The 23,072-nt window shown below is 69.6% G+C and carries 19 protein-coding genes; 10 read left to right on the top strand and 9 right to left on the bottom strand.

Annotated elements, in window-relative coordinates; translation table 11 throughout:
- The first annotated feature begins 227 nt into the window (after nt 1–227).
- Nucleotides 228–1,313 carry an alpha/beta hydrolase family protein gene (locus I3V78_RS20735; protein ID WP_338023687.1) on the top strand — a complete coding sequence of 362 codons (1,086 nt, stop codon included), beginning with the start codon at nt 228–230 and terminating at the stop codon, nt 1,311–1,313.
- Between the two features lie 7 nt (nt 1,314–1,320).
- On the opposite strand, the gene I3V78_RS20730 is transcribed toward I3V78_RS20735, so the two are convergent.
- Both I3V78_RS20730 and I3V78_RS20725 read right to left on the bottom strand, forming a co-directional pair.
- Nucleotides 1,321–2,109, bottom strand: coding sequence for an SDR family NAD(P)-dependent oxidoreductase (locus I3V78_RS20730; protein ID WP_204490193.1), 789 nt, complete (start codon nt 2,107–2,109; stop codon nt 1,321–1,323).
- A gap of 124 nt (nt 2,110–2,233) precedes the next feature.
- On the bottom strand, nt 2,234–3,121 hold the full coding sequence (locus tag I3V78_RS20725; RefSeq protein ID WP_239578125.1) for a LysR family transcriptional regulator: 888 nt from the start codon (nt 3,119–3,121) through the stop codon (nt 2,234–2,236).
- 187 nt (nt 3,122–3,308) lie between these two features.
- Between I3V78_RS20725 and I3V78_RS20720 the strand changes: the two genes are divergently transcribed.
- Both I3V78_RS20720 and I3V78_RS20715 read left to right on the top strand, forming a co-directional pair.
- Entirely contained in the window at nt 3,309–4,379 is a 1,071-nt protein-coding gene (locus I3V78_RS20720) for a family 43 glycosylhydrolase (RefSeq protein WP_204490191.1), read from the top strand.
- A 45-nt stretch (nt 4,380–4,424) separates the two neighbouring features.
- The gene (locus I3V78_RS20715; protein ID WP_204490190.1) at nt 4,425–4,997 is read left to right on the top strand and encodes a dihydrofolate reductase family protein; all 573 of its coding nucleotides are present in this window, start codon (nt 4,425–4,427) and stop codon (nt 4,995–4,997) included.
- 279 nt (nt 4,998–5,276) lie between these two features.
- On the opposite strand, the gene I3V78_RS20710 is transcribed toward I3V78_RS20715, so the two are convergent.
- The 3 genes from I3V78_RS20710 to I3V78_RS20700 all read right to left on the bottom strand — a co-directional run bounded on the left by I3V78_RS20710 (nt 5,277) and on the right by I3V78_RS20700 (nt 8,254).
- Nucleotides 5,277–5,627, bottom strand: a complete 351-nt coding sequence (locus I3V78_RS20710) for a DUF2019 domain-containing protein (protein ID WP_204490189.1) — start codon at nt 5,625–5,627, stop codon at nt 5,277–5,279.
- Nucleotides 5,624–7,072, bottom strand: a complete 1,449-nt coding sequence (gene sitA5 / locus I3V78_RS20705; protein WP_476756499.1) for a SitA5 family polymorphic toxin — start codon at nt 7,070–7,072, stop codon at nt 5,624–5,626. Before sitA5 ends, I3V78_RS20710 begins: the two co-directional genes overlap by 4 nt.
- A gap of 270 nt (nt 7,073–7,342) precedes the next feature.
- A complete protein-coding gene (locus I3V78_RS20700) occupies nt 7,343–8,254 on the bottom strand; it encodes a DUF3396 domain-containing protein (protein WP_204490187.1) in 912 nt (303 codons plus the stop codon).
- Between the two features lie 110 nt (nt 8,255–8,364).
- Here I3V78_RS20700 and I3V78_RS20695 point away from each other — a divergent pair, with 110 nt between their 5' ends.
- From I3V78_RS20695 to I3V78_RS20685, 3 genes are read left to right on the top strand one after another with little or no spacing between them, the layout of a single operon-like run.
- Nucleotides 8,365–9,405, top strand: a complete 1,041-nt coding sequence (locus I3V78_RS20695) for a serine hydrolase domain-containing protein (RefSeq protein ID WP_204490186.1) — start codon at nt 8,365–8,367, stop codon at nt 9,403–9,405.
- Nucleotides 9,402–10,352 (top strand): phage tail sheath family protein, encoded by a 951-nt coding sequence (locus tag I3V78_RS20690; RefSeq protein ID WP_204490185.1) that lies wholly within the window; start codon nt 9,402–9,404, stop codon nt 10,350–10,352. Before I3V78_RS20695 ends, I3V78_RS20690 begins: the two co-directional genes overlap by 4 nt.
- Nucleotides 10,349–11,341: an NAD-dependent epimerase/dehydratase family protein gene (locus I3V78_RS20685; RefSeq protein ID WP_204490184.1), complete on the top strand. Its 993-nt coding sequence runs from the start codon at nt 10,349–10,351 to the stop codon at nt 11,339–11,341. Before I3V78_RS20690 ends, I3V78_RS20685 begins: the two co-directional genes overlap by 4 nt.
- Nucleotides 11,342–11,345: 4 nt before the next feature.
- Here I3V78_RS20685 and I3V78_RS20680 read toward each other — a convergent pair whose 3' ends face one another.
- Both I3V78_RS20680 and I3V78_RS20675 read right to left on the bottom strand, forming a co-directional pair.
- Nucleotides 11,346–11,777, bottom strand: a complete 432-nt coding sequence (locus I3V78_RS20680; RefSeq protein WP_204490183.1) for an ester cyclase — start codon at nt 11,775–11,777, stop codon at nt 11,346–11,348.
- 176 nt (nt 11,778–11,953) lie between these two features.
- Nucleotides 11,954–13,180, bottom strand: a complete 1,227-nt coding sequence (locus tag I3V78_RS20675; RefSeq protein ID WP_204490182.1) for a S8 family peptidase — start codon at nt 13,178–13,180, stop codon at nt 11,954–11,956.
- 179 nt (nt 13,181–13,359) lie between these two features.
- On the opposite strand from I3V78_RS20675, the gene I3V78_RS20670 reads away from it, so the two are divergent.
- The 3 genes from I3V78_RS20670 (at nt 13,360) to I3V78_RS20660 (ending at nt 16,386) form a co-directional block, all read left to right on the top strand.
- Nucleotides 13,360–15,207, top strand: a complete 1,848-nt coding sequence (locus tag I3V78_RS20670) for an AAA family ATPase (RefSeq protein WP_204490181.1) — start codon at nt 13,360–13,362, stop codon at nt 15,205–15,207.
- Nucleotides 15,208–15,224: 17 nt separating this feature from the next.
- Nucleotides 15,225–15,521, top strand: coding sequence for a DUF6748 domain-containing protein (locus I3V78_RS20665; protein WP_204490180.1), 297 nt, complete (start codon nt 15,225–15,227; stop codon nt 15,519–15,521).
- Nucleotides 15,522–15,693: 172 nt separating this feature from the next.
- Nucleotides 15,694–16,386 (top strand): cellulose binding domain-containing protein, encoded by a 693-nt coding sequence (locus I3V78_RS20660; protein ID WP_204490179.1) that lies wholly within the window; start codon nt 15,694–15,696, stop codon nt 16,384–16,386.
- On the opposite strand, the gene I3V78_RS20655 is transcribed toward I3V78_RS20660, so the two are convergent.
- A complete protein-coding gene (locus I3V78_RS20655; RefSeq protein ID WP_204490178.1) occupies nt 16,358–16,894 on the bottom strand; it encodes a DUF1697 domain-containing protein in 537 nt (178 codons plus the stop codon). The genes I3V78_RS20660 and I3V78_RS20655 overlap by 29 nt on opposite strands.
- A gap of 92 nt (nt 16,895–16,986) precedes the next feature.
- On the opposite strand from I3V78_RS20655, the gene I3V78_RS20650 reads away from it, so the two are divergent.
- Complete coding sequence (locus I3V78_RS20650; protein ID WP_204490177.1) at nt 16,987–17,802, top strand: N-acetylmuramoyl-L-alanine amidase family protein; 816 nt, start codon at nt 16,987–16,989, stop codon at nt 17,800–17,802.
- 90 nt (nt 17,803–17,892) lie between these two features.
- On the opposite strand, the gene I3V78_RS20645 is transcribed toward I3V78_RS20650, so the two are convergent.
- Complete coding sequence (locus tag I3V78_RS20645; protein WP_204490176.1) at nt 17,893–22,971, bottom strand: beta strand repeat-containing protein; 5,079 nt, start codon at nt 22,969–22,971, stop codon at nt 17,893–17,895.
- Nucleotides 22,972–23,072 lie beyond the last annotated feature (101 nt).

Here is a 23,072-nt window from a genome sequence, read left to right as displayed (position 1 = left end):
TCCCTCTGCCAGTGAGAGGTGGAGAGCACAATCTCACACGACCGTCAATTCAGCATAAAGGCTATAGGCTTTTCTCGGAATGTGTCGGTAGAGGAAGCGCTTCCCCTGAGCACTTCTGCTCGATCCATGAGGCGATCACGACCGTGCCCGTAGCCACGCCAATAGCCCCCGAGAGTCCAGCCTGTTACTACCCGCCCCAAGACAAGATCACCGGTCAGCATGGCGATGTGATCTGGTCTCGTCCGTTGGACAGCGGCAGCCCGGCCGCCCTCGCCTCCGCTCGGACCAACGAACTCGTGGTCTATGTCTCGGAGAGCGTTCACGGCCAGGCCATCGCCGTCTCTGGCCTCATCGCCCTGCCCAAGACGTCGGCCCCCGCTGGCGGCTATCCGGTGATCAGTTGGGCGCATGGAACCATTGGCAGCGCTGACGTCTACGCGCCGTCGCGAGATTTCGAGGGCTCGGCGGCGCACCCCTACAACGCCTTCCCGCATGTCCTGCTCAACAAATTCCTGGACCGGGGCTGGGCCGTGGTCATGACGGACTACGAGGGCCTGGGCACCGAAGGCCCTCATCCCTATCTCCTCGGCAAGTCCGAGGCCCGCGGCATTCTCGACATCGTGCGGGCCGCGCGTCACCTCCACCCGGAGCTCTCCGACCAGTTCGCCATTGTCGGCCACTCCCAGGGCGGGCAAGCGGCGCTGTTCGGCGCGCACTTCGCGCCGGAGTGGACCCCCGAGCTCACCCTGCGCGGCGTGGCGGCGCTGGCCCCCGCTTCCGCGATCGGATCGCTCGTCAAGCTCGCCTGTCAGAGAACCGAACCAGACGGGGGCAATGCCTTCGTGGCCTTGTTCATCGCCGGGGCGCTCGCGGGGAACCCGGACATCGACCGCGCCCAGGTGCTGACCCCCGAATCCAACGCCTTGTACGCGCATGTCGAAGAGCGCTGCCGGGTGGAATTGAGCCAGACCGATTCCTGGGGACAACTGGCGGGGCCCCAACTGCTGCGGCAGGAGGAGAGTGAGAGCAGGACCGCCCTGTTCGAGCAATTCGAGGCCATGCATCCCAACCTCGTCATCAAGGCGCCGATCCGGATCTCGCAGGCCCTGCGCGATCAGCGCGTGAACGCGGCCCTCACCGCCATCCTCGCGGAACAGCTCTCGACGACGAACGGGGCTGGCAATGTCGAGTACAAGCCCTATCTGCGGGTCTCGCAGACCCACGATCCCGAGGAACTCGGATTCCACTTCGGCCTGATCGACACCGATTCGGACGCGGTGACGAACTGGCTCGCCAGCCTGCTGCCGAATTGACCCAGCCCTAACCCTCGGCCCTCGAGCGACGTCGAACGGTCGTTCGAAGTTCCGCGTGGCCGCCATCGACGCGCAATTCCATGCCCGTGCAGAAACTGCTGTCGGCGGAGGCGAGGAACAGCGCGCCAGACGCGACCTCGTCTGGCCGCCCCATCCGCTTCATCGGGACCTCGTTCGCCGCATACTCGCGGAACGCCGCGGCGGCCTCCGGCGTCGGCGAGTTGGTATCGACGATGGGGGTGTCGACCGGACCGGGACTGAGGGTGTTGACCCGGATGCCGCGGGGCAACAACTCCGTGGCGAAGGTCTTCACCAAGGAGCGCACGGCGGCCTTGGACGCGTTGTAGACGCTCATCCCCGAGTCGCCTCGGTTGTTGAGCGACGACGACACCAGGATCACCGAGGCCTGAGCGTTCAGGAGGGGCAGCCCCTTCTGCACGGTGAAGAACGTGGCACGGACATTGAGATCGAAGATCTTGTCGAACAGGTCGGCATCCACCTCCTCGAGCGTCCCCGACTCCGCGCGGCCGGCATTCGCGACCACGACATCCAGCGTGCGACCATCCGCGACGACCCGGGCATAGACCGCATCGAGTTCCTCCAGGTTCGTGATGTCGGCCCGGATCGCCGTGGCGCTCGACCCGATTTCGGCGACGGTCTCCGCCAGGTCCGCCTCGCGGCGGCCGACGACATAGACATGAGCCCCCTCCGCGGCGAACCGTTTGGCGATGGCGCGGCCGATCCCGCTGCTTCCGCCCGTGACGATCGCGACCTTCTCTTGCAGCCTTCCCATCATCCGACCTTTCGCTGGCGGAGCGCACGGCGCGCACCGCATGGCTGGCAATATGGGTCAGCCCGAATGTCCGAGGAAGACGGTGGACGGCGATGGCATCCATTCCCAGGGGGAATAGGGCCGCCCGTCAGTGGATGCGAAGCATGGGCTCCGCGGCGCAGCGGGTCGCGAGAAAATCGATGAAGAGCGCGGTTCGCCGGGCAAGCGCACGGTCGCCGGACCAGACCGCGTTGATGGGGACCTGGAGGCACTCGTGTCCGGTCAGGAGTTGGCGCACGGCTCCCGATGAAAGCTCTTCCTTGAACAACCAGCTGGCCGCGTAACCAATGCCCAGTCCGGCCTTCACGGCGGCGCGGGTCAGTTCGGTGTTGTCCGACTGGATCGACCCCTTCGGATCGATGAAGACGCGTTCGGCGCCGTGGCCGAACTGCCACGGCCGCGGCCTGCCGCCACGCATCGACGCGATGCAGTCATGGCGCTCGAGCTCGGCGGGGTGGGTCGGCTCGCCATGCTCCCGCAGGTAACCCGGCGAGGCGACAACGATCGCCGTGGAGGTGCCCACGTGGCGTGCACGCAACTCATTGCTCTCGAGCTCGCCCATGCGGACGGCGACATCGACGCGCTCCTCGACCAGGTTGACGAGACGTTGCGAGACGACGAAGTCGATCGACAGCCCTGGGTATCGCGCGAAGAACGAGCCCAACTCGGGCAGCAGAAAGTCAGCGGCGAAGCCCGGGGGAGAGGTCACTCGAACCAGACCGGCGGGCTCGCGCTCGCGCTCGCGCACCGCATCGTCGAGGGCCTCGAGCTCGCCGATCAGCCGCAGCGCTTCGTCGTAATAGTGTTGCCCGGCCTCGGTCAGGGCGAGACCGCGAGACGTGCGGCGCACGAGCTGCGCGCCGAGCCGCTTTTCCAGGAGCGCGATCTGCTTGCTCGCCGTGGACTGCGCCATCCGCATCTGCCGAGCCGCCTTGGAGAAGCTTCCCGTCTCGGCGACCCGAAGCAGGAGCTTCATCACGTCCAACGTGTCCATGATTCGAATGTAACGCCGAACCCAGTCGAGCGGTCGCCGGAGCACGCTTGACGCCCGCCCCGGAGGGAAAATCTACTGCGTTGCAGAACATCGCGTTCCCCAAGTGAAAGGATTTGTCATGTTCCTGTTCCCACTCCCCGTCCACGGTCGACCCCGCCTCCGTCGCGCGATGTCGGCGCGAGTCGTCACCGGCGGTCTGCTCGTGGCCAGTCTGGCTGCCCCCGCCGCCCTGGCCGCGGTGTCCACGACCTCGGTGGACAGGCCCGTGGCGACCGGCATCGCCAACCCGGCCGTCGTCTTCCACGACGGCCGCTGGTACACCGGTTCGACCGGCGCCTGGGATGACCCGGGCACCATCCGCTCCGCGCCCGAGCTTGTCGGGCCGTGGACCTCCACGGGACAGCCCATGCTCTCGCGCAAGGCGGCCTGGATGGGGCAGAACAAGGGCACCTGGGCGCCGTCGATCATCCAGTCCCGGACCGGTGACTTCCGGATGTTCTTCTCCGCCCCCATCCCTACCCGCGGCGACAAGGGCGCCGAGCGGTGCATCGGGGTCGCCCGGGCTGCTCATCCGCGCGGTCCGTTCGTTCCCTACGACACCCCGGTGGCCTGCTTCTCCGGTTCCGGCGCCGGTGGGCAGGACCTGATCGCCGACGAGAGCGCGGGCTTCCCCAACCGAGCCTTCTCCCTGATCGACCCCACCGCGAGCTGGCTCGACGATGTGTTGGTGTTGACCTACAAGACGCAGTTCGCCGAGGAGCCTGGCCAGAACCCCTTGTGGCACACCACGACCCGGATGGTCCGGCTCGACCCGGACAACCCGCAGAAGGTGATCGCCAACCCGGTGCACGCCGACGGCGGCAGCGTCAAGCTCACGGATCGGACCAACATCTACATCGAGGAGAACCCGGTCCTGATCAAGCGCAGCGGGACCTTCACGTTGTTCACCTCGTGGGGCTGGTACGGGACCTGTAATTACGTGACGGACTGGCGTCAGAACGGCAGCCTGTGGAGCGGCTGGCTGGCCAAGACGCCGACCAAGCTGTCCTTCGCGTCGAGCGTCAACACCTGCGGCACCGGCAACGCCCACGTCACGCGCGGACTGCCCGAAGGCTCCTGGCGGATCGTGTTCAACGGCCACCCGGACGAGGCCACCGCGGGCGGCCCGGACGGGCTCTACATCGGCAACCTGGGCTGGGACGGCGAGGGCCGACCCCGGGTCACCGGCCTGCTCAGGTAAGCACGGCGTGCGTGATTCAGCCCGCGGTGTGCTTAGACTGGCCGCATGGGACTCTTGACCTTCAGCATCAACGTCACCCTGGACGGCTGCGTCGACCACCAGGAGGGCATCGCCGACGACGAGACACACGCCTTCTTCACCCGACTCATGGACGAGGGCGGGGCGATGCTGTGGGGCCGCGTCACCTACGAGATGATGGAGAGCTATTGGCCGGCGGTCGCCCGAGGCGATGAGTCGGCGCCGCCAGCGCTGCGCGAGTGGGCGATCAAGCTGGAGAACAAGCCAAAGTACGTGGTGTCGTCGACGCGAAAGGACTTCCCGTGGAGTAACAGCCACCACCTCGTCGGCGACCTGCGCACGGCCGTGCAGAAGCTCAAGGATGCAACCCCGTCCGGCGTGCTCCTCGGTAGCGGCCAGCTCGCGACCGAGCTGGACCGACTGGATCTGATCGACGAGTACAAGTTCCTCGTCCACCCCAGGATCGCCGGCCACGGCCCGACCCTGTACCAGAGCGGGATGCCCAGCACACGACGGCTCGAGCTGGTCTCGGCGAAGCCACTCCGCTGCGGCGCGGTCGCCATGCACTACCGGCGCGCGCTGACGCCCGCACACGCTTGAGCACGGGGTCCGGGCTCGTTCCCGGAGCTGCTAGCGGCGATCGACGCGGGGTGACCGTTTTTAGCGCTTCCAGCATGGGGGGCCCTCCGGGCGGCGGAGTTCGACTCTCACGGAAGGGTTGGCATCGGGAAGATCTACTGAAAATGGGGCGCCCATCCGTCCGGACGAGTCCATGCGCTTGCGTTCGATTTGGTCCCCTTGGACCCCTCGCCGGGAAGCAAATGGGGGATCTCACTGTCTATTGCCACAACAGGTGACCGACTACCGGGCCAGCGACCCCTAATCAACCTCCAAGCTCCATGTGCCCTCATCCCAATATTTCAACGCTTGGGACGCCTCGAAAGGAATCAAACCTTCGTTCTTGGCGGCTTCCCTGAGAACAGGCAAGGCTTGTTCTGGCCTATCGCTAAGCAAAAAGGTCGCCGCGTAGACTCGCACATCCATGCGTGAATGCGTCAATAGCCGTGAGAGCGCATCCCGTCCAGCCTCGCCATGGTCGCGCAGTTTCTTGTAGGCGGCTACATATCGCTTCGCTTCCTTATTGCCTCCTCTGCGATCGCCACGCATGATTGCGTCTGTTTGTGCAGCCACGTTTCGAGCGAACTCCTCTGTGAGGTTCTCTAAGTTCATCTCCAAAGGCCCTTCCTGACGTTCTCCATTGCAAGCAAGCCGAACTCCCTCTGTGCTTCGTAGGACTGAGTGCTCAACCATTTCCTCACCGTCAGCAGCGTTGATCTGGTGACGCCGGGCCTAATCCGCGAGTAAAAGGCGCTCACCCTGTCGTGTAGGGCCTTGTCCATTGCAACAATGTTTTCAGTGTTATGCAGAGCATGTCCGCCAAACCGCGTCGCGTTGCCCGGAGTCTGCTCCACAATGTGATGCCATGCCTTTCCCGGGCCCGCTGGCCCCATTGCCGACTTGAAGCCACTAAACGACCCCCACGCGCTGTGTCCGTTGGGAAGGAGTTTCCCCCGACTTGGCGCAGGATTCCCAGCGCCAATGCCTCTGGCAACCATCGCCACGACGTGAGGCGCCAGCACCATGCGGACCGCCTCCTCGGGCACAGAGACAATCACGCGCTCGGCTCCGACCGCCATTTCCAGCAGGCTCAAGCCGGTATTGGCCGCGACCCGATCCGACGCTTGTGCGAATCCGGGGAGTTTTGGGGCCTTGGAGGCAAGGGCCACCGTTTCACCTATCGCGGCTGTCCCCACGATGACGAGAATCCGCACACTGTTGGGACCGATGACACGTCCAAAACGCTCGCCGATCTCGCGCAATTCCGCGAAGGTAGAAGCCCGGGGCGCATCCGCGTAAAGCTGCGCATAGGCGCGCAGCAAATCAAAGAATTCGTAACCGAGATAACCCCACAGGGCGGCACTAAACACCAGGGCCGCGCCCTTTGTTATCGGCTCGGGTACTGGCGCCAACAGCAGCGCCATGTAGACCGTGATGCTCATGCTGAGCATCGCGAGCATTCGCGTAGGGTCGAGCATGGCCCGCACTTCCTCCCCCACGCCTTCAAGGGCTGGCCCCACCGACAGGGCGAGCGCAAGACTTCGCTTGTCGTCATTCTGAAGGAGGGGCTCATCTTCAAACAGCGTCAAGCAATCGCCTGGAGTTCCGCACCGCTCGCAAAATTGCCCATAGGACCGTGCCAGGTCTGACTGCCACGCTTTGCCATTCAAAGGCGCGGAAGCCAACGCCAGCCTACGACCCACGTACAACGAGGGCCGGGACACGGCTCCCCGAAGCGGAATGTCGAGCCAAAGCGTTGTCATGGCCGCCGAAAACTCAGCGTCGCTCACCCGCACAGGCGCGAAGTCCGTGGGCAGTTTGGCGAAAACAGCCTCACCCTGGCTCCCTTCCTCCGTCTCCGTCTCCGCGTCCAGCGTCCCTGGCTCGGGCGAATCGTGTGGCACGGGTGGACGGTCACGGGAAGCCGTCAACCCTCTCCGCGTGGGCGTCACTGCGGTGCACGCGGTCACCAGCACCAGCGCCGCCAGCGCCAGTGCCCCCACACGCGGAGGCCGCCGTGTGTCCACGGGGCGAATACCGACAGCATTCCTAGACATCGCCGCACCTCTCCGGGCAAGCCGCCCGAACTCGAAGCTCAACCCGTCGATTACAAAAAGGGCTGACAGCCAGGTCAAGCCGTCGCCTGTCTCCCGATGCAGCCGAAGTACGCGGCTGACCGTGGCTTGCGCCACGCCCAGCAGGTGATGAGGTTGACGAACACCTGTCCCAATCGCCGTGCAATGCCCAACTGGCAACACGCCCAACACCCCGCCTCTCCTCAAGCGAGGGCAGCCAGGACAGGCGGCCCCAAGGGGTTGCACGCGCGATCATCTGAGAAAGCGTCGATTCCAGTGCCGCACGTCCTCCAGGGTGAAGTCGAGATTGCGGCCACGCGCCTCGTGATACAGCCAAGGCTCAAGCACACACGCCAGTTCCCGGTAAGAGGGAAGCACCTGCCCCCATTCGGTGTCTCCTGCCTCGGGCCAGAGGCCTAGCGTCACGACCGCTCGTCCTCCCTCCATCTTCTGAACGGTCGTCTCCGCGGAGGAGAGTCGAGAGCGAAGCCCTTCCGGGCCACCTATCTCGCCCAACACGGGGGGGCCCAGAAACGTCAGCCAATGCGGTGCCCGTACCCGCGTACCGACCTTCCAGGAGTGTTCCCCCAGGTCCGGGATGTCCAGGCCCGGGTAGCGGAAGCATCGCTCGCGGATTTCGCGGAGAACGCCTGGCAGATCGAATTCACCGATGAAGGAGAGACCCGCATGGCCAGAGCAGAAGGGCAATGGGGCTGCCAGCTCCAAGGCCAGTTCGCGGACGTGCTTCGGCCCGTGCGTCTCCAAGAACTCCGTCGGGAGCCAGAAACTCACCGCGATCACTGCGCCCGGCTCGTCCGCCGCAGGAGGCACATCGAGCGCCTTGCCGCGATAGTCAAAACCGTATCGGAGGTCTCCGTCGAGCGCATCGCGAAGCGCCACCTGGGGCCAGCGCTTCTCCAGCAGCTCACGTCGGGTGTGCTCCCACCCCACCGCATCCAACTTCCGCCAAGTGCCCTCGCCGTCGTCGTACCAGCCGAGTGCTGTCGAGCCCACCGCACGAAGGTAGGACTCCAGGGACCGCATCACCCCGTGCACCAGGTCTCGATGAGAGTGGCGCATGTAGAAGCTGATGCTCACGCCTTCTCGCAGCAGAACGGCTCCGTTCCGCGCGTGAATCCGGATTTTCGGGTAGCGCTCACTCATTCGAGAATCCCCGACCGCGCCTTCCCTATCGGGCCCGGGGCGGGGTCGCCCCTCCCCTCCTCCAAGCCGTTCATGATTCACGGTCCGTAGTCTAGGCTAGCACCCCAGGCATGACTCCCGCTGACGCCATTCTTCCCGCCACCCGGCGGTACCTCCGCGCCCATCCCGCCGCCGCGCTGGGCGTGGGCCTCACATCCCAGGGCGCGCACCAGGTCCAGATGCTCCAGGGGCGCGGCGCCCCTCCCGCTCCGGATGCCATCTACGCCCTGGGCGCGCTCACCCAGGTCTTCACGGGCAGCCTCCTCGCCCTGATGGTGGACCAGGGTCAGGTGGAGCTACACACGCCGCTGTCGGAGCTGATTCCCCAGCCGCTCTTCCCGGACATGATCGCGGGCCGCATCACGCTCGAGCAGCTGGCCACGCACACCTCCGGCATGCCGCGCCATCCGCCCAACCTGTCCTCGACCGATCAGAACCTCGCGGACCCCTACGCCCACTACAGCGCGGCGCGCTTCGGCGAGTTCCTGCGCGGCTACCATCCGCGCCACCCGCCCCCGAGCGCCTTCACCGAGTCCCTCCTCGGCCAGGGCGTGCTCGGCCATGCCCTCTCGCGCCGCCTGCGGCTCAACTACGGCCACGCCGTGCGCGACCTGCTGTGCACGCCGCTGGGCCTGGGCGACACCACCTTCCGGCCCTCGGAGACCCAGCAGCCCCGCGTGCGGCCGGGCCACACCGGCCGGGGCGAGCCGGTGCCCCCCTGGACCTTTCCGGCGCTGCCCGGCGCGGGCGCCCTGTCCTCGACGGTGCCAGACCTGCTGCGCTTCCTGGACGCCCACCTGGGCCGGGGCGCCGCGAACCTGGGGCGGGCGCTCCGGCTCACCCAGGTGCCGCGCGTGCAGCGCCGGGGCGAGGCCCTGGGGCTCGCGTGGCGGGTGACCCAGTTGAAGGGCCGGACGCTGCTCTGGCGCGCCTCGGTGATGGGCGGCTTCTCGGGCTTCCTCGGCTTCTCGCCGGAGGCGGACACCGGGGTCGTCCTGCTGTCGGATCACGCGGGCTCGCGGCTCGACACGCTGCTCGGCCGCCCCCCCTTGAAAGCCCCTGGTTTCGCCCTGTTGCTCGCCGCGGCGTCACGCCCCGAAAGGCCCACATGAACACGGTGCTTCCTCCCGATGAGACCGCGGTGCCCGTCTTCGCGGCGGGCCCCGACAGCGGCATCACGGAGACCCGGCGGGTCGCCTCCTGGGAGGCCTTCACCCAGGCCATGGGCGGCTTCGAGCCCACCCGGCAATTGCACGTCGCCCTGCGCAGCTACTTCGAGAACGGCGGAGGCCCCTGCTACGTCAGCCCCACCACGCGCTGGGCCGAGGACATCCCCTCACTGGAGGACGCCACGCTGCTGGTGGCCGCGGGCCAGGACATCCAGGCGCTCGTCCTGTCGCTGTGCACCGAGGGCCGGCCCCTCTTCGCCCTGATGGACGGGCCCCGGGACGCGCTCCCGGACAACGGGACATGGACCCACGTGTCCACGTCCCACGCGGCGGTCTACTACCCCTGGCTGGGCGCGGACTGGGCGCACGTCCCCATCCCGCCCAGTGCCACGGTCGCGGGCTCGTTCTGCACCACCGATCGGCACCGGGGCTTCTGGTTCACCCCCACCAACCTCCCGCTGCTGGGCGGCGTGCGCCCCCTCCACCCTGTCTCGGACGAGCAGCAGGCGATGTTCTCGGGCGACAAGCCCCTCAACATGATCCGCGAGCGGGACGACCGGGGCGCGCTCGTGTGTGGGGTCCGGACGCTGGAGGGCCACGCCGCCTGGCGCTACATCGCCGTGCGCCGGTCGGTCGGGCTCATCCAGCGCGATCTCCACCGGCTCCTCGGCGCCACCGCGCGCGAGGCGTCGCGCCAGGTGCTGCGCTCGGCGATCGAGTCCTACCTGGAGCGGCTCTGGAAGCGGGGCGGCCTCGCGGGGGGCACGGCACAGGACGCCTTCTTCATCCAGATGGATCCGGACACCCACCCGGCCCTCTTCGTGGGCCTGGCACTCGCGCGAGGTGGGGAGTTCATTGCCTTGCGCTTCACCCCAGGGAGCCCGTCATGAGCAATCGCAACAGCAAGATCCTGATCACCGGCGCGAATGGTTTCGTGGGCGCGGCGCTCGCGCGTGCCCTGGCCGCCCGGGGCCAGCCCGCGGCGTGTCTCGTGCGGCCGGGCGCGGACGTGTCGGCGCTCGAGGGCCTCCTGTACGAGCGGGTGGAGGGCGACGTGACGGACGCGGCCAGCCTGGCGCGCGCCGTCCAGGGCCGCGAGGTGGTGTACCACCTGGCCGGGACGCGGCGCGGGGCCACCCGGGAGGACTTCCACCGCGTGAACGCCGAGGGCACCCGGCTGCTGTGCGAGGCCCTGGTGGCGCTGGGCACCCGGCCCCGGCTGGTGCTGGTGGGCTCGCTGGGGGCCGCGGGCCCCTCCCGGCCCGATCAGCCCCGCGTGGAGGAGGATCCGCTCCAACCCACGGAGTGGTACGGCGAGAGCAAGGCCGAGGCCGAGCGCATCGTCTTCGGCTACGCGGACCGGCTGCCGGTGACGGTGCTGCGGCCCCCGCGCATCGTGGGCCCCGGGGATCACGAGAACCTCCCGCTCTTCCGGCTGGTGGCCCGGGGGCTGCGGCTGGAGCTGGGCGGCGGACCCCGGCCGCTCACGCTGGTGGACGTGGAGGACGTGGTGGACCTCTTGCTCGTGCTGGCCGAGCGGGACGAGGCCCTGGGGCAGGCCTTCTTCGTGGGCCACCCCGAGCCGCTGTCGCTCGAGCGCATCCAGGAGCTCGCGGCCGAGGCGCTGGGCCGCCGAACACGCGCCCTGCCCGTCCCGCCCGCGGTGCTGCTGGGCCTGGCCACCGTGGCGGATGGCGTGTCGCGGCTGACGGGCCGGCGCCTGGCGCTCAATCGGAAGTTCGCGCGTCAGTTGCTGGCGCCCGCCTGGACGTGCACGAGCGACAAGGCGCACCGGCTGCTGGGCTTTCGCGCCACGCGGGATCCCGCGGAGACCCTCCGCCAGACCGCGCGCTGGTACCGGGCGCACGGCTGGCTGTGAGGCGTCAGGCCGCCTGGGCCGTCGAGGGCACGGCGCCCAGTTGGTGCAACAGGGACATCATGTCGAGCTGATCCCACATCTCCACGATGCGGCCCTGGTGCACCCGGAAGTGCACGTGATCCACGACCTCCACGCGCCGGCCGGTGGCGGCAATGCCCATGAAGCCGCCGGAGTGCATCGCCGAGATGACCGTGCGCGAGGCCGCCATGCCCTGCTCGTGGATGAGCGTCTCGATGGTGAAGTGGATGTCCGAGAAGGACTCCAGCCACACGCGCGCCAGCATCTTCATGCCGGGCAGCCCCGCGGGAATCCCGGGCGGCAGCGGATGGGTCACGACCTCGGGGGCCACGCACTGGCCGATGCTCTCCACGTCGCGCTGGATGTACAGCCCGGTGAGGTACCGCGCGTAGAGCTCCCGAATCTGAGGGGTGTCCATGCCATGTCCTTCCGCGTGTGCAACAGGGGAGGCACATGTTGCAGCGCCCCCCTCGAACGACAATCGCGGGAAGGATCAGACGTGCACCAGCGCGCGATTGGTGGGGCCACGAGGCCGGGCAATGCCGGGTGCCCGACGTCGCATGCGTGGCCTCACCAACAGTCGCGCGCGGGCGCTCAGCCCTGGGCGACGAAGGCGTTGGCCTGCACCGAGGCGCGCGCCGCGGCCACGGCCGCCTCGATGTCCAGCTTGCCGCCCGTGCTCACCTTGCCCACCAGGTCCGGATCCTTCTCCACGGTGTTCACGAGCATGTCGCGCACCTGCGCCGCGGTGAGGTCCGGGTTCTCCGCGAACATCAGCGCCGCGGTGGCCGCCACGCGCGGGGTGGCCATGGAGGTGCCGCTCATCTTCTCCCAGTCGCCCCCCGGCACCGTGCTGAGCACATCCTCGCCCACCGCCGCCATCTCCACCACCTTGTCCCCGTGCGAGGAGTAGCGCGCCAGCTTGTCGTTGCGCTTGTCCATGGACGCCACGGTCAGCACGTTGGGCAGGTCGAGGTTGGCCGGGAAGTCCTGCACGTTGTTCATGTTGCTGCCATTGCCGTTGGCCGTGGCCGCCACCAGGAGGATGTCCGCGTCGGCCAGCTTCTGCACCGCCGCCTTCCAGCGCTTCTGCGAGGCCGCGTCCCGGTACTCGTCCCCGAAGCTCGCGTTGACCGCGCGGATGTTGGCCCCCTTGTTCTTCATGGCCACGACGTAGTCCACGCCGCGCTCGAAGTTGGTCAGCAGATCCTTGCCGTCGTAGATGCCGCCCACCGAGAGGATCTGCGCCTTGCCCGCGGCCACGCCCGTGTTGCCCAGGCCGTTGTCCTCGGCGGCGATGATGCCCGCCACGTGCGTGCCGTGATCCGCGCCCTCGCCCTTGAGCAGGTCGCCCGAGTTGAAGCCCACGTTGAAGCCGTGGAGGTCGTCCTTGATGCCGTTGCCGTCGTTGTCGATGCCATCCCCGGCGATCTCCCCGGGGTTGGTCCACATGGCGTCATCCAGGTCCGGGTGGCTCGCGTCCACCCCGCCGTCGAACACGGCGATCACCGGCACGCCCGTGGGCTTGGGCCGCGACTCGGACGGGGTCGTGGGCCGCGTGGGCGCCGCCGTGGGCGTGCCCAGCAGCGACTGCACGGCCGGCGCGGACGGCGTGGCCTCGGGCGTGCCGCTCGGGCGCAGACCCTTGGGGCGATCCACGAAGGTCGAGGGCCGCGTGTCGAAGCCGTCTCCCGGACGGGCCACCACGTTGCGCGCGGCCGGGGCGGCCGGAGTGGCCGCGGGCGCCGGGCGCGCGGCCGGCTCGGAGGCGGAGCGCGTCGGGGACAAGGTCGAGGGCGAGAGCTTGGAGAGGGTCGTCATGGCGGGTGCCTCGGGAGTTTGAAGTGCGGCGAACACCCAGATTGTCGGCGCATGGCGTTGAAGGTTGCTGGCCGACCCATATTTGGTGATTTTTGCCTACATTTCCACCTACCCCGGCGCGCCCACCCCGTCGATGACAGCGGTATGAAGGAGGCGGACAGCCCCAGGGGGGAGACGACGTGGTTCGACGCGAATGGACAGCACGGGTCCTGGGGGTGGGCGGCCTGGAGGGGCCCGAGGGCCAGCGGCTCCGGTTGGAGCGCAGGGCCGCGGCGCTCCTGGCCTGGTTGGGGCTGGAGGGGCCCTCGCTGAAGTTCTCCCTGGCGTGTCTGCTCTGGCCCGACTCCCCGCCCGCCACCGCGCGCGGCAACATGCGCCAGTTGCTGCGCCGCCTGCGCGTGCTGGGCGGGGGCGTGGAGTGGGTGGAGGCCACCGCGGAGCAACTGGCGCTCGCCCCGGGCCTGTGGGTGGACGTGGCGGCCCTGAAGGCGGCCGCCGGGGCGCGGGATCCAGCCCGGGCGCTGGAGGCCCTCCCGCCCGAGGGCGGCGCGCCCGTGCTGCTCGCCGGGCTGGAGCTGGACGCGGACGACGAGCTGTCGCGCTGGCTCGTGGGCGCCCGCGCCACCGTGGACGGCTGGGTGCGCGCGGCCCGCGAGGCCCGGATCGAGCACCACCTGGCCCAGGCGGAGTGGGCCCCCGCCCTGGCGCTGTTGGAGGGCTGGCTGCGGCAGGAGCCCGAGTGCGAGCGGGCCGGCGGCCACCTCATCCGCTGGCACTACCTCCAGGGAGACCGGAGCGCCGCGCTGGCCGCCTTCGAGCGGCTGCGCGCCACGCTCTCGCGCGAGCTGGGCGTGTCGCCCCTGCCGGAGACGCTCGCCCTGGTGCGGCAGATCGAGAAGGGCCAGGCGCCCGCCCGCGCCACCACCCCACCCCTGCCCCTGTCCGTGCAGCGCCCGCCGGTCCTCACCGGCCGGGAGGCCGCCTGGCGGCAACTGGAGGAAGGCCGGGCGGCGGGCCAGCTGCTGTTGATCCGAGGCGAGCCCGGCGTGGGCAAGTCGCGCCTCGCCGAGGAGTTCGCGGCCAGCCAGGGCCGCTGGCTGCGCATCATGGGCCGCTACGGCGATCAAGGCATCCCCTTCGCCTCGCAAGCGCGGGCCCTGCGCGCGCACCTGGCGCGCCGGCCCGAGGTGCGCCTGCCGGAGTGGGTGCGCGAGGAGCTGGCCCGGGTGCTGCCCGAGCTCGCCACCGCCCCGCCCCGCCCGCCGCCGGATCCGGAGGGCAGCGAGCTGCGCTTCCTGGAGGCCCATGCCGAGGCGATGCGGCTGCTGATGGACGAGGACGTGGTCATCGTGGACGACCTCCAGTACTGGGACGCCGCCAGCGCCCGGGTGTTCGTCTACGCCTTCGGGCGCCTGTTCGACTCGGACGGCTCCCCGGGCCCGCGGCCCTGCTTCATCGACTGCTACCGCCGGGGTGAGCTGCCCGCGTACTCCGAGCACAACATCCAGCACCTCGTGGACACGGGGCTCGCGCGCATCATCGACCTGGAGCCGCTGTCGCCCGAGGAGGTCCAACGGTTCGTGGCGAGCCTGGAGCTGCCCGGGGCCGAGCGCCAGGCCCTGGCCCTGGCCCGCTACACGGGCGGCAATCCCCTCTACCTCATCGAGACGCTCAAGCACCTGCTCGAGACCAACGGCCTGGACAAGGACTGGCCCGCGCGCCTGCCGCCCCCGGGACGGGTGGCCCACCTGCTCCAGCGCCGCCTCGAGCGGCTCTCGCCCCTGGCGCTCAAGCTCGCGCAGGTGGCCACCCTGCGCGAGACCCCCCTGCCCCTGGCGCTCGCCGCCGCCCTGTTCGAGGCCGCCCCCACCGAGGTCCAGGCGGCGCTCGCCGAGCTCGAGGCCGCCCAGGTCCTGGTGGGCGCGCGCTTCAGCCACGATCTCGTGGAGGAGGCCGTCCGGGCGAGCCTCTCGCCCACGGAGGCCCGGGTCCTGGGCAGTCGGCTCGCCGAACAGGCCTGGCACTGAGCTAGTGTCCGCCCACCATGAGCCACGATTCCCAGTCCCCCGCCTACATCGTCAAGGACAACGGCAAGCGCTGCTTCGCCCCGCCCTGTGACCACTACGATCTGTTCCACGCGGACCGGCCGGACGAGAAGCTCCAGAGCATCCACGAGCTGGACCTGAGCGCCGTCACCGACGACCCGACGACGCTGGGCGAACTCCAGGAGCGCGCCTTCTCCGCCGAGGGCCTCAAGCTGGTGGGCACGCTGGACACGCGCCTCAAGGCCGGCCCGGCGGGCGATGCCATCGTGCTGCGCGCCACGCGCGTCATCGGCTGACGCGCGGCGCTCCGGCGGGCGCGGCACGACGGTTTTTTCCGGGGCACATGCCTCGCGCTAATCCCCGCTGACCTGTTTTCCTTGATTGACCCGGTAATCACCACTATTGGCCGCCTCCCGCTGTCACCCGCCTGGGGTGGCACGGATTTCGAGGAGGATCAGGTTGAAGGCCATGGGTAGGAGCGGGAGCCGGAGGGGACGCGCGGGCGCGATCCTCGCCGTCCTCCTGGCGGGGATGGTGTCCACGGGCGAGAGCCGCGCGGGAACGACGGACGTCACCATCCAGTACATGAATCACAACGCCTCGGCGCCGAACGACGACATCATCGAGGCCAACATCAAGCTGCGCAACGACACCCCGGCGGCCATCGCGCTGAAGGATCTCGTGGTGCGCTACTGGTTCACGCGCAACGACGCGCCGATGGCCACACCCGCGTGCTGGTGGTGGAACACCCCGAGCTGTCCCCACCTCACCGTCACCTCCGGCATCGTGGCCCTGCGGGGCGCGGATCGCTACGTGGAGATCCGCTTCGGCCACGACGCGGGCGTCCTGGCGCCGGGCGCCACCACCGCGGCGATCGATCTGGGCGTGACGTTCGGCGGCCACGTCGACGAGACGGACGACTACTCCTACGGCACCGTGACCTCGTTCACCGACTGGAAGCGCATCACCGTGCACGATGCCGGCTCGGCGCCCACCGAGGGACTCCGAGGCGGCACGCCCCCGCCGCCCCGGGACGAGAAAGGCGAGCGGCCCCACCCCCTGAGCGGCCTGTCCCAGGGAATGTCCCCCCCGTCGTTGAGCCTCGCGCGGCGCTTCGCGCGGACCCCGGCAATCAGGCCTCCACCATCGCCGCGAGCTTGAGCACCGTGCCCCAGTTGCGGGCGGTGACGGGCGAGCCCACGCACCGCTCCCACAGCGCGGGGGACAGCTTGGAGACCCCCGCGCCCTCCGGGTAGTGCACCCAGAGCGCCCCCTTGGAGGCCTCGAGCCGCTCGGTGGTGGCGCGCGCGCGCAACGCCTCGACGGCCTCCGCGCGCGGGGGCGCCTTGGCCAGCACCAACATCACCCGCTGAGGCTCCGCGTCGGAGGCCTCTCGCAACGGGTTGTCCTTCATGTAGCCCGTCCACTGCGCGGGCGTGCGCGCGAGCACGTCCACCTCGAAGCCGAACCGTTGGGCAATCGCCTGCTCCAGGGAGGCCTCCACGGCCGCCGCCGGGCCTGGCGCGGTGACGACGAGGTTGCCGCTCTGGATGTAGCTCGCCACGTCCGTGAAGCCGAGCCCCTCGCCCAGCGCGCGCAATTCCGCCATGGGCACCTTGCGGTGGCCGCCCACGTTGATGCCGCGCAACAACACGATGAAACGGGCCATGCGTCCGACTCCTTGTCGCGCGCGAGCGTCGCCGATGCGTGGGCCGGACGCGAGCTGGAACATCGCGTCCCCCCGGCGTGTACAAGAAGGCCATGCCCGCTCCGCTGCCCTGGCCCCTGCTGCTGTCCGCCCTCCTGGGCAGTCCCGAGATGGAGACGCCTCCCGCCCCCGCGGCTCCATGGCCGGCGGTGAACGCGCCGCTCACGGTGGCGTCGGTGACGTTTCCCAAGGGCTTCGGGCGCAAGCGCATCTACCTGGACGCGGGCCACGGGGCGCCGGGCAACGAGGGCAACTCCTCCGTCACCTGCGAGGCGGAGGAGGCGCACACGCTTCGGGTGGCCCAGGCGCTGGCGCGGCGGCTGGAGGCCACGGGCCACTTCCAGGTGAAGCTGAGCCGAGGGCCCGGCGAGCGGCCCCCCTACGCCGACCGACTCCAGGAGGCCGAGCGCTGGCGGGCGGCGCTCTTCGTGAGCCTGCACTCGGACGCCCGGGGCCAGGGGGTGAACTGGGAGGCGGCGCCGGGCCAGTGGTGCGCGCGCAACGACCTGGCGCCCGGCTACAGCGTGCTCTACGCGGATGACGCGGCGGCGCCGCTGGTCGCCCGGCGCATGCGCGCGGCCCGGGCGCTGGCGCGGCGCATGGGCGAGGCGGGCTTCCCGCCCTACGGCGGCGAGGACTACGTGGGCCTGTACGCGCCGGACGCGGGACAGGCCGGGGCCTTCGTGAGCCGGCACGCGCCCGGCCGACGCATCTTCGTGCTGCGCAAGCCGAGCATCCCCTCCGTCATCATCGAGACGCACCACGCCTGGGACTTCGAGGAGGCGGCGCGCTGGAGCGAGGCGCGCACCCTGGAGGCCTTCGCGGCGGCGGTGACCCAGGGGCTGGTGGACGCGCTCGGCGGCCCCTGAGCTGGCGCCCGGAAGACGAACGGCCCGGGAGGCGCCCCGCCCCGCTGGCGGAGACCTCCCGGGCCATCTGGTGCCACGTGATGGGTCGGGTTACGGGTTGGGCGCCAGCGTCACGCCCCGGTAGCCCGTGTTGGTGGGCGCCGTGGCGAGCGTGGTCCAGGCCGTGGCCGCTCCGTCATCGAGGATCGTGATGAGCCTGGAGCCGTTCTTCACCGTCGCCACCAAACGCACGGCGGTGCCATCCATGACGGCCACGACACTCAGGACGGTGCCTGAATCCGGCAGCGTCGCCGTGACCCACTTATTCGTGGACGGGTTGTACACGTACTTGAGTACGCGACTGGCGTCGTCCGCGACATAGAGGGTGTTCGTTCCAAGGAAGAAGAACTGGTACGGCGACGTCATGGGCGCCACTCCCTGGGGCAAACCTGGCAGCACGGTGGCCTTCTGACCCGTGGTGATGGGCAGGCCAGTGCCGACCGACGAGATGCTCACGTAGGAGCCACTGTTTGTACTCAGGTAAAGACCACCGTTGAAGACCCCCACCACTCGCGCGTTGTTGGGATCGGCGAGTACCTGGGTGGCCGCCCCCGTCGAGCCCGTGACCGCGTAGTGAATGCCCGCGACCGAGCTCGAGGACGAATTGCCAGCGACCCAGTAACCCGACCCGTCCGACGTGGCGGCCGAGCGGACACTGGCGCCCAGGAAGGCATTGGTCAACGTCACGGGGATGGAAATGGTCCCGGTGTTGTCCACTCGTCCCACCACGCGGGGCGTGGTGCTCGTGGAGACACCGGCCGTGCCCGGGGCCGCGTTGTACCCGGCGAACACCACGTACCGGCCATCTGCGGACCGGTTCACGAAGCCCTCGGAGCCCGCCGCTCCGGAGATGGTCAACCCCGACACGGCCACCGTGCTGGAATTCGAGGCCGAGCCGCCCGTGACCTCAAGGCTCTCGATGTACACGCGCGTGGCGGCGTTCGAGAGGGTCGCCGTGCCATCGCCCACGCGCAGCACGGAGATCCGCGGCGGCGTGGTGCAGGTGATGGCCACGTTGGTGACGTTGGAGGAGCCCACCGTGCCGCTCGCCGTGGCGGCGCTCACCGTGCAGTTCTGTCCGGTGGGCGGGGTCTTCAGGGCCACCGCGTACGTCGAGCCACTCGCCACGGGGGTGGCGAAGGTGAAGAGCGTGTTGCCGCTCGAGGCCCCCACCACCGTCAGGTCATCGCCCCCGCTGTTGGTGAGCACCAGGGACTTGCCACCCAGCAGCCCGGTGATGGTGCCGCCCACCGAGTACGTGTTGAGCGTGCAGGACACGAGGACGTCGGTGACGTTGGCGTCGAGGGTGCCAGAGCCATTGGACACGGTGCACGTCGCGCCCGAGGGCTGGGTCTTCACCGCCACCGTGTAGGTCGCGCCACTCGGCAGCCGCGAGGGGAAGGTGAAGGTCGGCGAGCCCGAGGCGCCCTGGATCGTCAGATTGTCCCCCCCATTGTTGGTGAGCTCCACCGACCGGCCGCTGGGGAGACCCCGCAGGGTGCCGCCCACGCTGTAGGTGTCGGTCCTGCAGACCACGGAGACGTTCGTGATGGGCGAGACATCGCCGGTCCCGGAGCCATTGGACACGGTGCACGTCATGCCCGCGGGCTGGGTCTTCACCGCCACCACGTAGGGCGAACCGCTCTCGACCGGAGTCGCGAAGGTGAAGGGCCGCTCGCCGCTCCCTCCACTCACGGTCAGGTCATCGCCCCCGTTGTTGGTGAGCACCAGCGACTTGCCCGCGGGCAGGTCGAACACGGTGCCGCCCACCGAGTACGCGTTGGAGGTGCACTCGACAAGGACGTTGGTCACGTTGGACTCGAGGGTGCCGGAGCCATTGGCCACCGTGCAGACCGCACCCGAGGGCTGGGTCTTCACCGCCACGGCATAGGCCGAGCCGCTCGTCAGGGACGTGGCGAAGGTGAACGGGCCCGAGGCCGTCACCGCCAGGTCATCCCCGCCGTTGTTGGTGAGCACCAGCGTCTTGCCACTCGCGAGCCCCGCCACGGAGCCGCCCACCGTGTACCGGTGGGGCGAGCACGTCACGGCCACGTCCGTCACGTTGGCCGTGCCCATCGTGCCGCTGCCCTTGCTCACCGCGCACGTCATGCCCGCGGGGTCCGTCCGCACCGACACCGTGTACGTCTGGCCCTCCGTGTAGACCTGGCCCAGGGTGAAGGACACCTGGCCCTCCGCCGTGCCCGGAATGCTCAGGCGATCGCCATTGTCGCTGGCCAGCACCAGCGTCTTGCCGCTCGGCAGCCCGGTGACGAGCCCGCCCACCGTGTACTGCGAGGCCACGCAGTCCACGCGCACGCTCGTCACGTTCGCCGTCTCGACGGTGCCCGTGCCGCTGGACACCGTACAGACCGCACCCGAGGGCTGGGTCTTCACCGCCACGGCGTAGGCCGAACCGCTCGTCAGGGACGTGGCGAAGGTGAACGGGCCCGAGGCCGTCACCGCCAGGTCATCCCCGCCGTTGTTGGTGAGCACCAGCGTCTTGCCACTCGCGAGCCCCGCCACGGAGCCGCCCACCGTGTACCGGTGGGGCGAGCACGTCACGGCCACGTCCGTCACGTTGGCCGTGCCCATCGTGCCGCTGCCCTTGCTCACCGCGCACGTCATGCCCGCGGGGTCCGTCCGCACCGACACCGTGTACGTCTGGCCCTCCGTGTAGACCTGGCCCAGGGTGAAGGACACCTGGCCCTCCGCCGTGCCCGGAATGCTCAGGCGATCGCCATTGTCGCTGGCCAGCACCAGCGTCTTGCCGCTCGGCAGCCCGGTGACGAGCCCGCCCACCGTGTACTGCGAGGCCACGCAGTCCACGCGCACGCTCGTCACGTTCGCCGTCTCGACGGTGCCCGTGCCGCTGGACACCGTGCAGACCGCGCCCGAGGGCTGGGTCTTCACCGCCACCGAATAGGCCGAGCCGCTCGTCAGGGACGTGGCGAAGGTGAAGGCGCCCGAGGCCGCCACCGTCAGGTCATCCCCGCCGTTGTTGGTGAGCACCAGCGACTTGCCACTCGCCAGGCCCGCCACGGTGCCGCCCACCGTGTAGCGGTTGAACGAGCACACCACGGCCACATCCGTCACGTCCGCGGTGCCCACGGTGCCGCTGCCCTTGCTCACCGCGCACGTCATGCCCGAGGGGTTCGTCAGCACCGACACCGTGTACGTCTCGCCCTCCGTGTAGCCCCGGGGCGAGGTGAACAGGACCGGGCCACTGGACGAGCCCGCGACGCTCATGCGCTCGTCCCTGCTGGTGGTCAGCACCAGTGACTTGCCACTCGGCAGCCCCGTCACACCGCCGCCCACCGTGTAGCGGTCGAGCGTGCAGTTCACGCTCACGCCCGTCACGTCCGCGGTCTCGACGGTGCCCATGCCACCACCGGCCACCGAGCAGACCGCGCCCACGGGCTGGGTCTTCACCGCCACGGCATAGGCCGAGCCGCTCGTCAGGGACGTGGCGAAGGTGAACGGGCCCGAGGCCGTCACCGTCAGGTCATCCCCGCCGTTGTTGGTAAGCACCAACCGCTTGCCGCTCAGCAGCCCCGTCACGCTGCCGCCCACCGTGTAACGGTTGAGCGTGCACACCACGGCCACGTCCGTCACGTCCGCCGTGCCCACCGTGCCGCTGCCCTTGTTCACCACGCACGTCACGCCCGGGGGAGGCGTCTGCACCGACACCGCGTACGTCGTTCCCTCCGTGTAGTTCCGCTCCGAGGCGAACGTGGCCGGGCCACTGGCCGTGCCCAGGACGCGCACGGTCCCGCCCTTGTCGGTCATCAACCACAGGCTCTTGCCACTCGACAGCCCGGTGACCGTGCCGCCCACCGTGTACTGCGAGGCCACGCAGTCCACGCGCACGCTCCTCACCTCCACGTCCTCGACCGTGCCCGTGCCCCGCCGCACCTCGCAGACCGCGCCCGCGGGCTGGGTCTTCACCGCCACCGCATAGGCCGAACCGCTCGGCAGGGACGTGGCGAAGGTGAAGGCACCCGAGCCCGTCACCATCAGGTCATCCCCGCCGTTATTGGTGAGCACCAGCGTCTTGCCGCTCGCCAGCCCCAGCACATCGCCGCCCACCGTGTAGCGGTTGAGCGTGCACGCCACCTCCACGTTCGTCACGTCCGCCGCGCCCACCGTGCCGTTGCCGTTGCGCATCATCGCGCAGGTGAGGCCCGGCGACGTGCTCTCAAGGGACACGGAATACGTCATCCCATACTCGAAGGCGCGGGCCGAGGCGAACGGGGCCTGGCCGCTGGCCGTGCCCGCGACGCTCAGGCGCTCGCCCTTGTTGGTGGTCAGCACCACCGTCTTGCCGCTCGGCAGACCACTGACGGTCCCGCCCACGGTGTAGAAGAGGCGGAGGCACTGGATGCGCACGGAGCTCACATCCGCGCGCACCCCGGAGCCCTGGCCGTCCGTCACCGCGCAGGACTGGCCCGGGGACTGGGCGGCGATCGTGACGTCGTAGCGCGCGTCCCAGGCGACGGGCGTGGGGAAGCGGAAGGTCCCATTCTCGGAGAGGCTCAGCGCGTCCCCGCCCAGGTTGTGCAGCGTCACGGTGGCGCCCGAGGCGAGGCCACTCACCGTGCCGCCCACCGAGAACGTGCGGGGCGCGCACGTCACGGTGACGTTCGTCACGTCCGCGTCGCCGAGCGTCCCCGCGCCCTCGCGCACCTCGCACCGCTCGCCCTGGGGCGCGGAGCGCACGCGCACGTCGTAGGCGCTGCCCTGCTCCAGCGCCGTGGCGAAGGTGAAGGCCCCGTTCGCGGTGAGCGTCAGCGTCTCGCCCGCGTTCTCCAGCACCAGCGCCGCGCCGCGCAGGCCCGACACCGTGCCCCCCACGGTGAACCGCTTCACGCCCGCGTCCGGTGTCCCTCCGCCATCCGGTGTCTCTCCCGCGTCCGGTGTCCCTCCGCCATCCGGTGTCCCTCCCGCATCTGGCTCGCCGCCCGCGTCCCGCACACCGCCCGCGTCCGTCGGGCCCCCGGCGTCCGGCTCGCCGCCCGCGTCACGGATTTCACCAGGAACCGGCTCGGTGGGAGCGGGAGTCGTGGGGTCGCCACAACGCACCAGCGCCAACGCCAGCAGCAGCGTCGGAAACCATCGGAAGGACAATCGCATGCAGGAGACCCTTGGCGTGTCGCGCCCCCCGTCGGCCCCGGAGGCGAGGCGATCGGGCGGGCACGGACTCCCAGCGGGAGCGTCTCTGTTTATCGCGCCCG

Origin of the sequence: Archangium primigenium, assembly GCF_016904885.1 — a bacterium.
GTDB classification, from domain to species: Bacteria; Myxococcota; Myxococcia; order Myxococcales; family Myxococcaceae; genus Cystobacter; species Cystobacter primigenius.
Note: the sequence above shows the minus strand (reverse complement) of the source record. Positions and strands in the feature narration are given on the sequence as shown.

What these genes read in the sequence shown, in the direction of transcription:
- I3V78_RS20730 (WP_204490193.1), bottom strand. Translation starts at nt 2,109, where the DNA reads ATGATGGGAAGGCTGCAAGAGAAGGTCGCGATCGTCACGGGCGGAAGC.
- I3V78_RS20725 (WP_239578125.1), bottom strand. Translation starts at nt 3,121, where the DNA reads ATGAAGCTCCTGCTTCGGGTCGCCGAGACGGGAAGCTTCTCCAAGGCG.
- I3V78_RS20720 (WP_204490191.1), top strand. Translation starts at nt 3,309, where the DNA reads ATGTCGGCGCGAGTCGTCACCGGCGGTCTGCTCGTGGCCAGTCTGGCT.
- I3V78_RS20715 (WP_204490190.1), top strand. Translation starts at nt 4,425, where the DNA reads ATGGGACTCTTGACCTTCAGCATCAACGTCACCCTGGACGGCTGCGTC.
- I3V78_RS20710 (WP_204490189.1), bottom strand. Translation starts at nt 5,627, where the DNA reads ATGAACTTAGAGAACCTCACAGAGGAGTTCGCTCGAAACGTGGCTGCA.
- sitA5 (WP_476756499.1), bottom strand. Translation starts at nt 7,072, where the DNA reads ATGTCTAGGAATGCTGTCGGTATTCGCCCCGTGGACACACGGCGGCCT.
- I3V78_RS20700 (WP_204490187.1), bottom strand. Translation starts at nt 8,254, where the DNA reads ATGAGTGAGCGCTACCCGAAAATCCGGATTCACGCGCGGAACGGAGCC.
- I3V78_RS20695 (WP_204490186.1), top strand. Translation starts at nt 8,365, where the DNA reads ATGACTCCCGCTGACGCCATTCTTCCCGCCACCCGGCGGTACCTCCGC.
- I3V78_RS20690 (WP_204490185.1), top strand. Translation starts at nt 9,402, where the DNA reads ATGAACACGGTGCTTCCTCCCGATGAGACCGCGGTGCCCGTCTTCGCG.
- I3V78_RS20685 (WP_204490184.1), top strand. Translation starts at nt 10,349, where the DNA reads ATGAGCAATCGCAACAGCAAGATCCTGATCACCGGCGCGAATGGTTTC.
- I3V78_RS20680 (WP_204490183.1), bottom strand. Translation starts at nt 11,777, where the DNA reads ATGGACACCCCTCAGATTCGGGAGCTCTACGCGCGGTACCTCACCGGG.
- I3V78_RS20675 (WP_204490182.1), bottom strand. Translation starts at nt 13,180, where the DNA reads ATGACGACCCTCTCCAAGCTCTCGCCCTCGACCTTGTCCCCGACGCGC.
- I3V78_RS20665 (WP_204490180.1), top strand. Translation starts at nt 15,225, where the DNA reads ATGAGCCACGATTCCCAGTCCCCCGCCTACATCGTCAAGGACAACGGC.
- I3V78_RS20660 (WP_204490179.1), top strand. Translation starts at nt 15,694, where the DNA reads ATGGGTAGGAGCGGGAGCCGGAGGGGACGCGCGGGCGCGATCCTCGCC.
- I3V78_RS20655 (WP_204490178.1), bottom strand. Translation starts at nt 16,894, where the DNA reads ATGGCCCGTTTCATCGTGTTGTTGCGCGGCATCAACGTGGGCGGCCAC.
- I3V78_RS20650 (WP_204490177.1), top strand. Translation starts at nt 16,987, where the DNA reads ATGCCCGCTCCGCTGCCCTGGCCCCTGCTGCTGTCCGCCCTCCTGGGC.
- I3V78_RS20645 (WP_204490176.1), bottom strand. Translation starts at nt 22,971, where the DNA reads ATGCGATTGTCCTTCCGATGGTTTCCGACGCTGCTGCTGGCGTTGGCG.